10 protein-coding genes and 1 pseudogene are annotated in these 14,516 nt (G+C 42.3%); 6 read left to right on the forward strand and 5 right to left on the reverse strand.

Annotated elements, in window-relative coordinates:
* Nucleotides 1–49: 49 nt before the first annotated feature.
* Nucleotides 50–5,857 (reverse strand): tetratricopeptide repeat protein, encoded by a 5,808-nt coding sequence (locus WA1_RS55715; protein ID WP_066613106.1) that lies wholly within the window; start codon nt 5,855–5,857, stop codon nt 50–52.
* Nucleotides 5,858–5,893: 36 nt separating this feature from the next.
* On the reverse strand, nt 5,894–6,322 hold the full coding sequence (locus WA1_RS33235; protein ID WP_017743740.1) for a helix-turn-helix domain-containing protein: 429 nt from the start codon (nt 6,320–6,322) through the stop codon (nt 5,894–5,896).
* 327 nt (nt 6,323–6,649) lie between these two features.
* Between WA1_RS33235 and WA1_RS33240 the strand changes: the two genes are divergently transcribed.
* The 3 genes and pseudogenes from WA1_RS33240 to WA1_RS61890 all read left to right on the forward strand — a co-directional run.
* Nucleotides 6,650–6,955: a DUF4365 domain-containing protein gene (locus tag WA1_RS33240; protein ID WP_017743738.1), complete on the forward strand. Its 306-nt coding sequence runs from the start codon at nt 6,650–6,652 to the stop codon at nt 6,953–6,955.
* Nucleotides 6,952–7,497 (forward strand): hypothetical protein, encoded by a 546-nt coding sequence (locus WA1_RS33245; protein WP_017743737.1) that lies wholly within the window; start codon nt 6,952–6,954, stop codon nt 7,495–7,497. The genes WA1_RS33240 and WA1_RS33245 overlap by 4 nt, the downstream gene beginning before the upstream one ends.
* 296 nt (nt 7,498–7,793) lie before the next feature.
* Nucleotides 7,794–7,958, forward strand: a pseudogene (locus tag WA1_RS61890) (IS1634 family transposase); the annotation flags it as partial.
* Between the two features lie 524 nt (nt 7,959–8,482).
* Here WA1_RS61890 and WA1_RS33250 read toward each other — a convergent pair.
* Nucleotides 8,483–9,511 (reverse strand): ABC transporter substrate-binding protein, encoded by a 1,029-nt coding sequence (locus tag WA1_RS33250; RefSeq protein WP_017743736.1) that lies wholly within the window; start codon nt 9,509–9,511, stop codon nt 8,483–8,485.
* A 318-nt stretch (nt 9,512–9,829) separates the two neighbouring features.
* Here WA1_RS33250 and WA1_RS33255 point away from each other — a divergent pair, with 318 nt between their 5' ends.
* Nucleotides 9,830–10,846 (forward strand): NADP-dependent oxidoreductase, encoded by a 1,017-nt coding sequence (locus WA1_RS33255; RefSeq protein ID WP_017743735.1) that lies wholly within the window; start codon nt 9,830–9,832, stop codon nt 10,844–10,846.
* Nucleotides 10,847–11,015: 169 nt separating this feature from the next.
* A complete protein-coding gene (locus WA1_RS33260) occupies nt 11,016–11,540 on the forward strand; it encodes a class I SAM-dependent methyltransferase (RefSeq protein ID WP_017743734.1) in 525 nt (174 codons plus the stop codon).
* Nucleotides 11,541–11,738: 198 nt separating this feature from the next.
* Here the strand turns inward: WA1_RS33260 and WA1_RS33265 are convergent, their stop codons facing one another.
* Nucleotides 11,739–11,990, reverse strand: a complete 252-nt coding sequence (locus tag WA1_RS33265; protein ID WP_017743733.1) for a hypothetical protein — start codon at nt 11,988–11,990, stop codon at nt 11,739–11,741.
* 60 nt (nt 11,991–12,050) lie between these two features.
* Between WA1_RS33265 and WA1_RS33270 the strand changes: the two genes are divergently transcribed.
* Nucleotides 12,051–13,478 carry an IS200/IS605 family accessory protein TnpB-related protein gene (locus WA1_RS33270; RefSeq protein ID WP_017743732.1) on the forward strand — a complete coding sequence of 476 codons (1,428 nt, stop codon included), beginning with the start codon at nt 12,051–12,053 and terminating at the stop codon, nt 13,476–13,478.
* Between the two features lie 147 nt (nt 13,479–13,625).
* Here WA1_RS33270 and WA1_RS33275 read toward each other — a convergent pair whose 3' ends face one another.
* Nucleotides 13,626–14,504 (reverse strand): DMT family transporter, encoded by an 879-nt coding sequence (locus tag WA1_RS33275; protein ID WP_026134687.1) that lies wholly within the window; start codon nt 14,502–14,504, stop codon nt 13,626–13,628.
* Nucleotides 14,505–14,516: the final 12 nt, after the last annotated feature.

Consider the following 14,516-nt stretch of genomic DNA (forward strand, 5'->3'; position numbering starts at 1 on the left):
ACATCTAAAATAGGTAAAAAGCGCTGGCTTTCCAACGAACTGACTCCTTTTACCCTTTTGTACTTGGTTTACCAGTTAAAATAAAGCCAGCCCAATAGTAAGGATGAGCATAGGGAAGTTCGGTAGATTCCTTCATCTTTTTCTTTATGTCATCTTCAATTTTGTCCACTTCTGTTTTCAGACACGCTCCCGATTGGGGTTCATTCAATTCCTTGGCTAAGTCACTATACCATTTAGCTAAATCTTTATAAGTTAACTGACGTAGCCAATGTTTTGCTTGTCTCAGTGCTATGGTAGGGGTTTGTCTTTGCTTGAGTAACTGGTAAAATTTAATTATGAGTAAAGCAGTGGAACATTCATCGACTCTCCACAGAGTACTAACAACGTAGTTTGCTCCCTTAGCAAGAAACCCACTTACTAAACCAACATATTCATCGATTATCCTCTCTTTGCTGAATTCCTGGCTAGTGATCCCAGTTTCGCAAGCAGAAAGACAAATTAGTTGATACTTTCGTAAGTCTAATTCTGGACACTCAAAAATGTCACCCAAAGTCAATTTCTCTGTGTCTGCTAACACCAAAGCTGATTCTATCGGGTTTTCTAAAATGTGATAGCCATGTCCTGTAAAGTGAAAGTAACCTTCATACTCTCCTAAAGCTTCGATCAAGTCAGTTTTTGTTACACACGACTTTGGCAATTTACCATACTTTGGATATAGGTGGTAAAGAGCATCAGATTGAATTTTTGTAAATAACAATTTATTTAAAGACATTTCTATATTCAGAAGTTTTTGGCTATCGGTATTTTCGCTGTTTGATGTCAATTCCAACAACTGCAAGCCAATCTGAAAACTTGGTAAGTAAGTAATGATAAAATTTGTATCCTTAAATAGGTAATCTAGGGGTAATAAGTGTAATTCCCGGTGGGGAATGAGAATCAAGTTATCAACATCTTGGAGATTTTCTTGAACAATACGCTTAATTTCTAGAATTTTACCAAGAGTTTCCAACATAGATTTCATATTTTCCCGCCAAGGAGTCGTTTCTTTATCTGTGTCAGAATTACAGTAATTCTGATAAGACTTTTTCCATTGCTGTATCCAGTTTTCAAAACGCTGAAGCTGATCAAAATAAGGGCTATAACCTCTCTGTTGTAATTCGCTTGATAATTGTGGTAGCAGGATTTTTAGGGGTTCATCATGTTTGATAATGAAAGTAGTGATACCAATAGGGCTGAGATGCCAGTAAATTGCCGCAGTTTTGGGATTAAGTAGTTCTTCTGCCTGTTTATACTCAAACCCCCCGGTAGGCGCTTCATAAATTGAACCTTCCTTCAGCCAAGCAAGGCAAGTATTCTTGCGTACCTCTGCTGTTACTAAAGCTTTTATCTGGTTCTCTCGAACTTGTGACTGTGCAAGGATATCTACCCGCATTTGATTAAAAGCCGCGAATTTGCTGTCTAGGGTTATTCTGTCTCGCTCTGATTTGGATTTTCTCAACAATTTTTCTAACTGCTGAGTTCCTGTCTCCAACTTTTTCTGGAATTCTTCAGGGGTCTTCGATAAATATACTTTCAGCAATTCTTGTAAAAATTGCAAGTTTTGCTCCGGAAACTTATCAAACGTCAGGAATTCAAGGGCTTCTTCATAACTTTTTTTTGCTTCAGACAAATCTGAGAAAAGAATTGGTAGTTGCATCATGTAATCTTGCAACTGTTTCAAGGTTTCAAGATGCAATTTGCTGCTACCTCCTCGATCATCAGGTGTTAGTATATCTCTCGAAGTTTTTACAGCAGCTTCCTTATCTAGAGCAGATATGTTTGCTAAACCCTGATTCTTTTTCCAAGCTTCCCACCACTGAGGATCTATACAGTTAAGAGCGCGATCATAAAATTTAATGGCTTCTGTATCTCGCTTTAACTTAACGAGTACATTTCCTTTGTTAACCAAAGCTTCATGCTTATCTGGTTTCAATTCAATGGCTTTGTCGTAGGATGCGATCGCTTCTTCGTAGCGTCCCAAGTTCTTCAGTGCAGTGCCCCGGTTGTACCAAGCCGAATCAAAATCTCGTTTGAATTCAATGGCTTTGTCGTAGGATGAGATCGCTTCTTCGTAGCGTTTTAAATTACTCAGTGCAGTGCCCCGGTTGTACCAAGCCTCATCGTTGTCTGGTTTAAATTCAATGGCTCTGTCGAAAGATGCAACAGCTTGTTCGTAGCGTCCCAAAATCTCCAGCATAATTCCCCGGTTATTCCAACCCAAATGGTCATTTGGTTTAATATTGAGTGCTTGTTCGAAAGATGTAAGCGCTTCTTCGTAGCGTCCCAAAGCCACCAGCGCAGTTCCCCGTATGCTCCAATTCAAATGGTGGTCGTCTAGTTTAGTATTGAGTGCTTGGTCGAAAGATGCAACCACTTCTTCGTAGCGTCCCAAAGCCAGCAGCATAATCCCCTGGATGTACCAAGCCGAATCGTTGTTTGGTTTAAATTTAATGGCTTTGTCGAAAGATGCAACAGCTTGTTCGTAGCGTTTCAAAATATTCAGCAAAATCCCCCGGATGAACCAAGCCAAATAGAAATCTGGTTTAATATTGATTGCTTGGTCGCAAGATGCAACAGCTTCTTCGTAGCGTTTCAAATACAGCAGCGCAATTCCCCGGTTGTACCAAGCCTCATCGTTGTGTAGTTTAAATTCAATGGCTTTGTCGAAAGATGCTACAGCTTCTTCGTAGCGTCCCAAAAACTCCAGCGCATTCCCCCGGTTGTACCAAGCCGAATCGTTGTGTAGTTTAAATTCAATGGCTTTGTCGAAAGATGCTACAGCTTCTTCGTAGCGTCCCAAAGCCACCAGCGCAATCCCCCGGTTGTACCAAGCCGAATCGTTGTCTGGTTTAAATTCAATGGCTTTGTCGAAAGATGCAACAGCTTCTTCGTAGCGTCCCAAAGACCCCAGCGCATTCCCCCGGATGTACCAAGCCGAATCGTTGTCTGGTTTAAATTCAATGGCTTTGTCGAAAGATGCAACAGCTTCTTCGTAGCGTTCCAAAGCCACCAGCGCAATCCCCCGGTTGTACCAAGCCGAATCGTTGTCTGGTTTAAATTCAATGGCTTTGTCGAAAGATGCAACAGCTTCTTCGTAGCGTTCCAAAGCCACCAGCGCATTCCCCCGGATGTACCAAGCCGAATCGTTGTCTGGTTTAAATTCAATGGCTTTGTCGAAAGATGCAACAGCTTGTTCGTAGTGTCCCAAAGACCACAGCTCATTCCCTCGGATGTACCAAGCCGAATCGTCGTCTGGTTTAATATTGAGTGCTTGGTCAAAAGATGCAACAGCTTCTTCGTAGCTTCCCAAAGCCACCAGCGCAATCCCCCGGTTGTACCAAGCCTCATCGTTGTGTAGTTTAAATTCAATGGCTTTGTCGAAAGATGCAACAGCTTCTTCGTAGCGTCCCAAAGCCCATAGCACAATCCCCCGGTTGTACCAAGCCGAATCGTTGTCTGGTTTAAATTCAATGGCTTTGTCGAAAGATGCAACAGCTTCTTCGTAGCGTCCCAAAGCCACCAGCGCAATCCCCCGGTTGTACCAAGCCGAATCGTTGTCTGGTTTAAATTCAATGGCTTTGTCGAAAGATGCAACAGCTTCTTCGTAGCGTCCCAAAGACCCCAGCGCATTCCCCCGGATGTACCAAGCCGAATCGTTGTCTGGTTTAAATTCAATGGCTTTGTCGAAAGATGCAACAGCTTCTTCGTAGCGTTCCAAAGCCACCAGCGCAATCCCCCGGTTGTACCAAGCCGAATCGTTGTCTGGTTTAAATTCAATGGCTTTGTCGAAAGATGCAACAGCTTCTTCGTAGCGTCCCAAAGACCCCAGCGCAATCCCCCGGTTGTACCAAGCCGAATCGTTGTCTGGTTTAAATTCAATGGCTTTGTCGAAAGATGCAACAGCTTGTTCGTAGTGTCCCAAAGACCACAGCTCATTCCCTCGGTTGTTCCAAGCCGAATCGTTGTCTGGTTTAAATTCAATGGCTTTGTCGAAAGATGCAACAGCTTCTTCGTAGCGTTCCAAAGCCACCAGCGCAATCCCCCGGTTGTACCAAGCCGAATCGTTGTCTGGTTTAAATTCAATGGCTTTGTCGAAAGATGCAACAGCTTGTTCGTAGTGTCCCAAAGCCACCAGCACAATCCCCCGGTTGTACCAAGCCGACTCGTTGTCTGGTTTAAATTCAATGGCTTTGTCGAAAGATGCAACAGCTTCTTCGTAGCGTCCCAAAGCCACCAGCGCAATCCCCCGGTTGTACCAAGCCGAATCGTCGTCTGGTTTAATATTGAGTGCTTTGTCAAAAGATGCAACAGCTTCTTCGTGGCGTTCCAAAAACCCCAGCGCAAGCCCCCGCTTGTACCAAGCCGAATCGTCGTTAGGTTTAATATTGAGTGCTTTGTCAAAAGATACTACAGCTTCTTTGTAACGTTTCAATGCCACCAGCGCAACGCCCCGGTTGCCCCAAGCCGAATCGTCGTCGGATCTAAATTCTATGGCTTTGTCAAAACTGGTGAGTGCCTCTTCATACCGTTGCAAGTAATCGCATAGCACAATCCCCCGGTTGTTCCAAGCCGAATCGTTGTCTGGTTTAAATTCAATGGCTTTGTCGAAAGATGCAACAGCTTCTTCGTAGCGTCCCAAGTTCTTCAGTGCAATGCCCCGGTTGCCCCAAGCCGAATCGTCGTCGGATCTAAATTCTATGGCTTTGTCAAAACTGGTGAGTGCCTCTTCATACCGTTGCAAGTAATCGCATAGCACAATCCCCCGGTTGTTCCAAGCCGAATCGTTGTCTGGTTTAAATTCAATGGCTTTGTCGAAAGATGCAACAGCTTCTTCGTAGCGTCCCAAAGACCCCAGCGCATTCCCCCGGATGTACCAAGCCGAATCGTTGTCTGGTTTAAATTCAATGGCTTTGTCGAAAGATGCAACAGCTTCTTCGTAGTGTCCCAAAGACCCCAGCGCATTCCCCCGGATGTACCAAGCCGAATCGTTGTCTGGTTTAAATTCAATGGCTTTGTCGAAAGATGCAACAGCTTCTTCGTAGTGTCCCAAAGACCCCAGCGCATTCCCCCGGATGTACCAAGCCGAATCGTTGTCTGGTTTAAATTCAATGGCTTTGTCGAAAGATGCAACAGCTTCTTCGTAGCGTTCCAAAGCCACCAGCGCAATCCCCCGGTTGTTCCAAGCCGAATAGAAATCTGGTTTAAATTCAATGGCTTTGTCGAAAGATGCTACAGCTTCTTCGTAGCGTCCCAAAGACCCCAGCGCATTCCCCCGGATGTACCAAGCCGAATCGTTGTCTGGTTTAAATTCAATGGCTTTGTCGAAAGATGCAACAGCTTTTTCGTAGCGTCCCAAAGCCCCCAGCGCACGTCCCCGGTTGTACCAAGCCGAATCGTTGTCTGGTTGAATTTCGAGTGCTTGGTCGTAAGATGCGATCGCTTCCTCATAGCGTTGTAATTTATCTAATGCAATTCCTCTACTTCGCCAGTCTTCTGAATCTTGGGGGATAAGTGCGATCGCTCGCTCAAAATCTGCTTGTGCTTGCTGCGCTTGGTCAATTTTTTGGCTAGCCAATCCTCGCCATACTAGCGCCAAAATGTAGTTTGGCTTAATTCTCAAAGCTTGGTTCAGGGATCCAATGGACTTGTGGTATTGTTCCTGACGATAAAAAGTTAGACCCAACCCATAACTTACTTGGGGGTTTTGCTGTTCCTGTGCATCTGCTTGCTGAAAAATCTGTAAAGCTGCTTGGTACTCTCCCCGATCGAGTTGGTTGTGTCCTTGCTCTAGTAAACTTGCTACGCTAGCATTTTGCATTATTGCCCAAAGTCCAATAAGTAAATTTGATTAATATTATAACTTCTTGTTTCCATATGACCCCCTTTTTTTGAGTACCCGTCTTAATCTGTCGGGACTCAGTTTAATTGAGCGATCGCGTTCTAATTTTTCGGTCAATTGGCGGCTGTTGTACGTGCGTGGTTCATTTCTAAGGCATTCTTCCAAAAATGTAATATCGTCCTCTTTCAACTTTGGTTTTACCCCTCGACCTGGTAATTCCCAAAGCCCTTCTAAACCAAACCTCTGCCATTTATGTAAAACATCTCTCACTGTTTGCTCACTCCAATTAAAGTGAGCCGCGATTTTTTCTACATACCAGCCATGTGCATTCAATCGGATTACCTCTGCTCGGTCTTTAACCTTCTGTGGCACATCTGCTGTTCTAAGGTTTAGTAGGCTGCTATCTTGCTCTCGACTAAGGAATACCCTTAAACGAGCGCCCATATACAAGTTACCTAAATAGATGCTTTCTACGTATTTACTTATCTTAACATAGTTTGGTTTTTTTACGCCGACTTACTTAGTTGCTGTTGTTGTTCCTGTGTCAAAGCTCTTGCTTTTCCACCTGGTTGCTCCACATATCCATCAACCAGTCCCATCAAACTTTTTTCATTATAAAGAAGTCGTTTCGACAATGCAACAAGTTGTTCAAGAAGCTCAAAAGTAGTTGAATAGAAAAGAAACAGGAAATATCCGCTTTAGTCTCAGCAAATTCTACTATGTAATTAAAAGTAAAAAATAGCAATAATCAGTATCACAAAAAAGAGAAACGTGGATATTAACCAGCACAAAGAACAATTTAGTAATACCTACTTGCAAGCATTAACGAGTGTTGCAGGATATTCTCTCTATAAACCATTTGTAGATGATGACAGCGTGGACTGGGGAATTGCCGCAAAAGGGGGGGAGGGAATAGTTCGATGTTTAAGACACTGCGGGTATTGGCTATCCTTACGGGGAATGCTACCAACAACAAATACTACAAATATTACAGTTACTATATTTAGAACGAACCAATTTACAGCGATCGCTCTCCAATCAATTATGCTAAATATTAGCAAAGGAGACAAACCATGAAAGTTATCGTCCGAGATGCAGAGATTTTCAAAAATATCGAACTAAAACAATTAACCAATTACCTGCAATCAACTGGATGGTATTTAGATCGTCCATTTCTAGATGATGCCACAATTTGGTTAAAACAAGAACAGCCACGAGGTGAATTTGAAATTTTACTACCCAATAGTCAAAACTTGGGTGATTATGTTACACGCATTAGTGAAGCAATAGATATTCTTGCAACTGTTGAAAATTGCTCACAATTGGAAATAATTGGTGAAATCATTACCAATTATCCTAATATCACTATTCAAGGATTAGTAACGCAAATTACGTCTCCCAATGGTGGCACAATAAGCGGTGATATTACATTATTTAGCGTAATTGTTGATAAATTGCGTCCAGTCTACATCAAACTTGCCAACCATGAATATATCCTCGCAATTAAAGCATATACAGAACGCTTACCAGTTTTGTGTACGGGTGATTTAGTCAAAGAAAATAATACATTTATTCTGAAAAATCCCCAACAATTTCGTCTTGACCAACCACACCATTAGCCTCATAGTAAAATTTAGAAACGAATAGTCTTTGGAGAAAACACTAATTTATCTATAGAACACTAGCTAGAAAATAGGGCATTGGGCATGGGAAATTATTTTCATACTTAGTTGTGGGATTTTCCCGTGAATGACTTGACATTTAAAATACTGTTTGCGGAACGTGGACACCTCTTCGGCGACGTTCCAGCATTGATATTGGTGGCAATTGTCCTTGGTTTCCTAGCGCCACGCGAAGTGATGCCAAGTGCATGACGCACGCATGGCATAACAGATCAAATGCAGCGGACAGACAAAAGCCCACTGCCACCCCGACCATGCGTTGGGTTTTTCAATGTTTTATGTCGATTCATTTGGTAACGATCGCAGGAGTTAAACAAATTGCCAATCTTACAGATGAACGACGTTGGATTCTCCAGTTCAGGAGTGCCCCTTGCCAAAAATATTATTTACTTACATGAGAGACCTGCGGAATGTAGGTTGTTTTACCAACAATGGGTCAAAAGTTGGTATTTGAGTTCTAACTGTTTTAATTAGTTCCCATCTCCTGTCAACCGTATATTCAAGCTTTTTAGTGTATCACCATTTTTTCAAAATGGCTAAAAGCTAGACATAGCAGTAGTTTTTAGACTATTTTGTATGATTTTACAAGGCTATAGGCTCAATACCTTACTCATAAATTTCTGCCTTCTCTATAAACTTCGGTAAACCGATACAGCTATGAGATTTTATAAAGAACACTCTATCATCAGTTCATTCCAAAAGAAAGTTCAGTCTTACGTATCTTTTTTGACTGGAAACCGCAGTTTACGTTCAGTTGATTAACTTGTGGCAATTAAATCAGTGGCACAAGCATATAACTTATAAAAATTCGGCGTTGCTGAATTAAGGTATAAATTGTCATTCTGAAGGCAACTCTTCACTCTATTGATATCTACGGAATATGAAGTGAACACCAGGCAAAACACGTAAGTATAAAAGAAGTTCATGTTCTAATAGATGCAGCAAATTTTGTATCAATCACCTGACTCCAATCTGGCTCCTGTTTGATAAGTCCTAAACGAACCAGTAGTTTTGCCTGGTTTGCAAGGTCGGTGCGATACTCTTGATTAGGAGGCTGCAACAGTATGTTACGACGCGAGAGCGTTAAAGCAGCAGCTTCCGGCGCAAGTTTATTTTCTCTAACTAAAATCTCTACTGCTTTCTGACGGTTTTGTTTGACCCAGTTTACTGCTTGTTGATAAGCTTTGAGAAACCGTCGCACAGTATCTGGGTTCTGTTCTATGTATTCTGTGCGTCCAAACAGCGCCACATAGTTCAAAACATATTGAGTCCCGTCTACGATCGCAATTGCCTCTTTCGCGACTTGTACGCTGGCATAAAAAGGGTCCCAGGTTGCCCAAACATCGATTGCACCTGATAGCAATGCTGCACGACCTACATCTTTTTCTAACTGAACCCACTTTACATCAGTATCTTTTAATCCAATACTTTCTAGTACTCGCACTACCAATAAATGACTTCGTCCAGTAGGTGTCCCTATTTTCTTGTCCTTCAAATCCTTGATATTTTTGATGGGCGAGTCAGGTCGAACTAGTAAGGCATGGGTTTTAGGGCTGCGCTCAATAAGGGCAATAATACGAATCGGCAAACCTGCTGCGAGCGCAGGGATTGGTGTGCCACCTAAACCCAGATCCAATGCTCCGGCTGCTAATGCTTCGGTAACTGGTTTAAGCGACAGCAATCTGCGGTATTCAAAACTAGTTGGTTGTCCCTCAAAAGCCTTCTCCAATAGTTTTTGCTCTCGCATCGCAAACACTGTCACGTAAGGCGGCTGAAAGCCGAGACGCAATTTTGACGCATTTTTGCCTGTGTTGGTTGAGCCTGGATTTGCTTGAGCTAGGTCTAGTGCATTGGATGTTGCTTCATGTGTGGAAGCGAAGGACTTATAAGCGAATGAAGCAACTGTTGAAAGGCTCAAAGTTAGTATGTGACGACGTTTAATAGAAGTCATGGGCGATAATTCTCATTGAATTTACTTTGTCAATGTACTTAGACGTGCTAAGAAAAGTAGGGATGAGGGCAGGCGATCGTAACGTCAAAATTATAGAAGAGTGAGAAACGTATCTTTCAAATCATTCATACCAACTCAACTGACTACGATTTTCGTTCTTACTAGGACTCTAAAGAGTTGTAAGTCAGACCAAATATAAAATACACGGTAAGTTGATTAAAATATAGTATTATTGATATTGGCACAGTTACAAGCAAAAAGCAAGATAGTCTCTTATCGTTGTATTTCAATGCAAAAGATGGGCAAAGAAAGAATATTATGTCTGATTTAATTAACAAACAAATCTTACTTAAAAGTCGCCCAGTTGGTGAACCAACCGAAAGTGATTTTGCACTTGTTGAAACATCAATTCCCGAACCAGGAGATGGCGAAATTTTAACACGCACAATTTATCTATCTCTCGATCCCTATATGCGTGGTCGGATCGGTGCCAGTAAATCTTATACAACGAATGTAGAACTTAACTCTGCGATCGTCAGTGGTACAGTCAGTCAAGTGGTGAAATCAAATCATCCCCACTTTCAAGCCAGAGATATTGTGCTTGATTATAATGGTTGGCAAACTTTTGGTGTGTCCAAAGCGGAGTTACTTCGTAAACTCGATCCCACCCAAGCTCCTATATCATATGCGCTCGGTGTACTGGGAATGCCTGGAATGACCGCGTATTTTGCACTTTTAGATATTGGACAACCAAAAGTAGGTGAAACCGTTGTGATTTCTGCTGCTTCGGGTGCTGTAGGTTCGGTGGCAGGTCAAATTGCCAAAATCAAAGGTAGTCGAGTTATTGGTATTGTGGGTAGTGATGAGAAGCGCGATTTTGTAGTGAAAGAATTAGGTTTTGATGCTGCTATTAACCGTAAAAAGCAAGAACTTAATGCTGCACTTCAGGAAGCTGCACCTAATGGCATTGATGTCTATTTTGATAATACCGCAGGTGCAATTTTAGAAACTGTGTTACATCAAATCAACTTGGGAGCAAGGATTCCGCTTGTGGGTTTGATTTCAGAATATAATGCGGTGTCTCCTCCCCCTGGTCCTAATTTAAGACCACTGCTAATCAACCGCGCTGTAATTAAAGGTTTCCTAGTCCGGGACTACCAACACCGTCAGAATGAGTTCTTGAGTGATGTTTCCAATTGGTTAAAGTCAGGGAAACTCAAGTATAAAGAAGATGTGGTTGTGGGATTGGAAAATGCTCCGCGTGCTTTTATTGGTTTGCTGCAAGGTGAGAACTTTGGCAAGCTGATTGTGAAGGTAGGTGACGATTACACTTAAGTAAAAGAAATAATATAACTGGCTAGAAATATGAAGGAATGATGGAAAGAAAGGAAGTTCTGAAAATCATTGTAAATGAAATTCGTACAATACAAACGGTGAAGCAGCAATAATAACCATTGTGGAAAATAAATTGCTGTAGCTTACCTTCCCAAGAGATGTAGAACACATGGCAGGAAGAAAAGATGATGGCAGTGTCGGTGATGCAAACTACGGCACAATTGGGAAAGATTATTCCATATACCGTCAGCCAGAGCCACGGATAGCTGCGTTCATCCATGCTGCACTCGGCACAGCACGAACAGTGATGAATGTCGGCGCTGGCGCAGGCTCCTATGAACCTTTGGATCGCAAGGTGACCGCTGTTGAGCCTTCCGCGTCAATGCGAACACAGCGACCCGCTCATCTAAGTGTTGCGATCGATGCTGTCGCTGAAAAGCTGCCATTCCCGGACAGCCACTTTGACGCCTGCATGGCGACATTCACTGTGCATCAAGGGAGCGATCTGGACGCCGGACTGCACCAGATGCGGCGGGTGACGAAGGGTCCGATTGTTGTCCTGTCGTGCGACCCCGATCTAGTGCAACAGTTTTGGCTGAACGCCTACGCCCCAGATGTGCTGGCGGCAGAGGCTCGCCGATACCCTGCCTTGCAACGGATTGGTTCGCTATATGAAGCTGTTGAACAAAAATGATTTACCGCAGTCCCCACCCAAAAATACTTGAAAATATTTACATTTTGGGTGGGGTAAGGGGTTTGGGTCTGACACGTACAAAAACGGGCAACCTTTATTGGGTTACAATCTGTGCCATAGACTAAAAATCTAGATATTAAGGTTGCCCGTTTTTGAGGGGACAATGAAATGAAATCCAATACAAAAGCGCAGCAACGATTAAAATATATCGTCCGAATTGCGAGAGGTTTTTGTTTTACTGACCTCCGCCCATTTCTCTAAGCGTTCTCTAATCCAGCCCCCTAGCGGTTGCTCTGGGGGTTTTATTTTGGCGATTTCTTCTGCTATCCAATTATCAAGAGTTACGCTTACCTTCGTTTTACCCTCTGCATACTTAGCTGTGTACGCTCTAACTTTCTCCGGATTTCTTTGTCTCCATCTTCTGTCTGTTTCTAATTTGGCTTTTGACATACTTGACACTTTGAATTCTCAACGTTATTATAAACATATGTCAAGGTCGAAGACAACCCAATGAGTAAACGACGAAACCAAAGTAAATCTAAGAAAAAATCAGCTGTACTGATTCGGACTGATGTTTGGGATTTAAAAGCAACCCCCGAACAAAAAAGTTTAATGATTTTAACTATTGACGAATATCGTAAATTCTTAAATCCTTTGGTTATTATCGTTAATGCTCAATGGATAAATCTTGTTGACTTGACATCTAAGGAAAGGATTAACGCGGTAGAAAAGATGATTCATAAAACCGCAGACAATCCCGATCCTAGGCACAAATATTTTCAGAGTGTAATCAAAAAATATCCATCATTCCAAAAGTTTCCTTCGTACTTGAGACGCGCTGCTGTAGCCGACGCTATCGGAATCGTGTCTAGTTTTCAGACTCGATACAGTCAATGGCAGTCTGGAGACAGAAAACATCGACTAGCATTGCCACCCTCACTGACAGCAATGTGCAACACTTATCCAGCGTTGTACAAAGGTCAACAGGTCAAGTATCGGAATAATTATCAATTAATTGATCTAAAAGTTTGGAATGGAACTGATTGGGTATGGATTAATTGCATTCCAGTTAAGAAACATGGTTTAAACCGTCATCTAGTTGATGGTAACAAAATAAAATCACCTTCATTGGTGGTCAATAAACATACATGTCAACTATCTATGCCTGTCGAGGTAAAGACTGTTTACCTTGACGAATCTGACTTTGTTTGCAGTGTTGATATGGGTATTAACAACGCTGCAACAGCATCTATCGTTGGTCGTGACGGTACTGTAAAAGCTAGAAAGTTTATCAATTCAGCTAGAGACATAGACCGCCGCAACAAACGACGGATGATGATTGCTCGCAAGTCCAGACAGACTAAGAACATGACAAAGTCAGATTTACCACTCGGTTTTTGTAAAGGACATTACCGCAAATCTTCCCACATCAATTTACAAATCTCTAAAACAGTGGCAAGAGGTATTGTGGAGTTTGCTAAATTTCACAATGTCAAAGTCATCGTATTTGAGAATCTGGAGGGATGGAAGGCGAAAGCGGGGAAGAAGGGAACCTTACAAAAACAAAAGTTCCATCTCTGGTGTCACCGAAAAATTGTTGAGATAGTGACAAATCGGTGGACAGAATTGGGTGGAAAAATTGTTTTCATCAACCCAAAATATACGAGTGCATACGCTTACGATGGCAGTGGAAAAGTTAAGAGAGATCAAACAAATTATTCCCTGTGTCGGTTCAAAACGGGGAAAAAGTACCACTCCGATCTGAACGCCTCATATAATATAGCTGCTCGTTATTGGTATGCAGTAATTATGGGTGATGACAATTATTCTAGAGTGTTCGACAGCCAAAGTTCTGACGACACATCGAGGACGCCGATTATTCTGGGTACGTTGCGTAGTCTATGCGCGGAGCGCACGCTTCGCGAACGGGCTGCGTAGCGAATGAATCCTCATCTATACCGCAAGGTTAGATGGGGTGCGTTCAACGATAGTAGCTATAAAGTTCTAACACGTAGATTCCTTGGAAGTTAAAAATGAATGTTTAATCGTTTGTGTATTGTTGGTATTTAGTCATGCTAATAGTTTTTATGGTAATCTCAAAAGCCGTCCGTCAATGGCAACTAATCCTGTAAAAATGAGTGCCATACCCGCAAAAGTATTCCAATCCAACCTTTCGCCGAGGACAAATACACCGAGTAAGAGCGCAGTAATTGGAATCAAAAAGCTTACCAACGAGACGTTAGTCGCACCTGCAACAGCAAGTATGCGGAAATAAATTAAGTTAGCGATCGCGCTACCAAATAGACCTAGTACCAATAACCCACCCCAAGTAATAGCACTTGGTCTTAATGTCCAAGGTTTATCTAACATAAGAGCTAGCGGCAATATCATCACTGTCGAGCTAGTAAGCATTCCTGCTGAAGTCACGACGGGTGACAATTCCTTGAAACGTCCTCCGTAAATACCAGCATAGCTATAGCAAAAACTAGCACCAAGAATAGCAAACTGCCCCAGACTTTGTAAGTTCAATCCATGTAGGACTTCTAGTCCAATTAATAAAAATACACCACATAATCCGAATAGAACACCGAACAAGCGATTGAGTGACAACCGTTCGTCATGAGTTAGTAGATGTGCAAGCACCACTGTAAACAATGGGGTTGTGGCATTGAGAATCCCAGTCAGGCTGCTGTCGATCTGCGTCTGTCCCCAGACAATAAGACTAAACGGGATCAGATTATTGAGAGCACCCATAACAAAAAACGCTCTCCAAATTCGAGGTGAAACAGGCATTTGCTGTCCGCTAAGGTAAACAAAGCAAATTAGAGCGATCGCCGCAAAGCTAACGCGACCTAATACTACCGTAAACGGTTGGAGTTCCACGAGAACAATCTTAATAAAAAAGTAAGAACCACCCCATAATAAAGACAGAATGAAGAGAAGCATCCATTCTCTAACCCTCATAGTTGAGTTCTT

Origin of the sequence: Scytonema hofmannii PCC 7110 (assembly GCF_000346485.2) — a bacterium.
In the GTDB taxonomy this organism is placed as follows: Bacteria; Cyanobacteriota; Cyanobacteriia; order Cyanobacteriales; family Nostocaceae; genus Scytonema; species Scytonema hofmannii.

What these genes read in the sequence shown, in the direction of transcription:
- WA1_RS55715 (WP_066613106.1), bottom strand. Translation starts at nt 5,857, where the DNA reads ATGCAAAATGCTAGCGTAGCAAGTTTACTAGAGCAAGGACACAACCAA.
- WA1_RS33235 (WP_017743740.1), bottom strand. Translation starts at nt 6,322, where the DNA reads ATGGGCGCTCGTTTAAGGGTATTCCTTAGTCGAGAGCAAGATAGCAGC.
- WA1_RS33245 (WP_017743737.1), top strand. Translation starts at nt 6,952, where the DNA reads ATGAAAGTTATCGTCCGAGATGCAGAGATTTTCAAAAATATCGAACTA.
- WA1_RS33250 (WP_017743736.1), bottom strand. Translation starts at nt 9,511, where the DNA reads ATGACTTCTATTAAACGTCGTCACATACTAACTTTGAGCCTTTCAACA.
- WA1_RS33255 (WP_017743735.1), top strand. Translation starts at nt 9,830, where the DNA reads ATGTCTGATTTAATTAACAAACAAATCTTACTTAAAAGTCGCCCAGTT.
- WA1_RS33260 (WP_017743734.1), top strand. Translation starts at nt 11,016, where the DNA reads ATGGCAGGAAGAAAAGATGATGGCAGTGTCGGTGATGCAAACTACGGC.
- WA1_RS33265 (WP_017743733.1), bottom strand. Translation starts at nt 11,990, where the DNA reads ATGTCAAAAGCCAAATTAGAAACAGACAGAAGATGGAGACAAAGAAAT.
- WA1_RS33270 (WP_017743732.1), top strand. Translation starts at nt 12,051, where the DNA reads ATGAGTAAACGACGAAACCAAAGTAAATCTAAGAAAAAATCAGCTGTA.
- WA1_RS33275 (WP_026134687.1), bottom strand. Translation starts at nt 14,504, where the DNA reads ATGAGGGTTAGAGAATGGATGCTTCTCTTCATTCTGTCTTTATTATGG.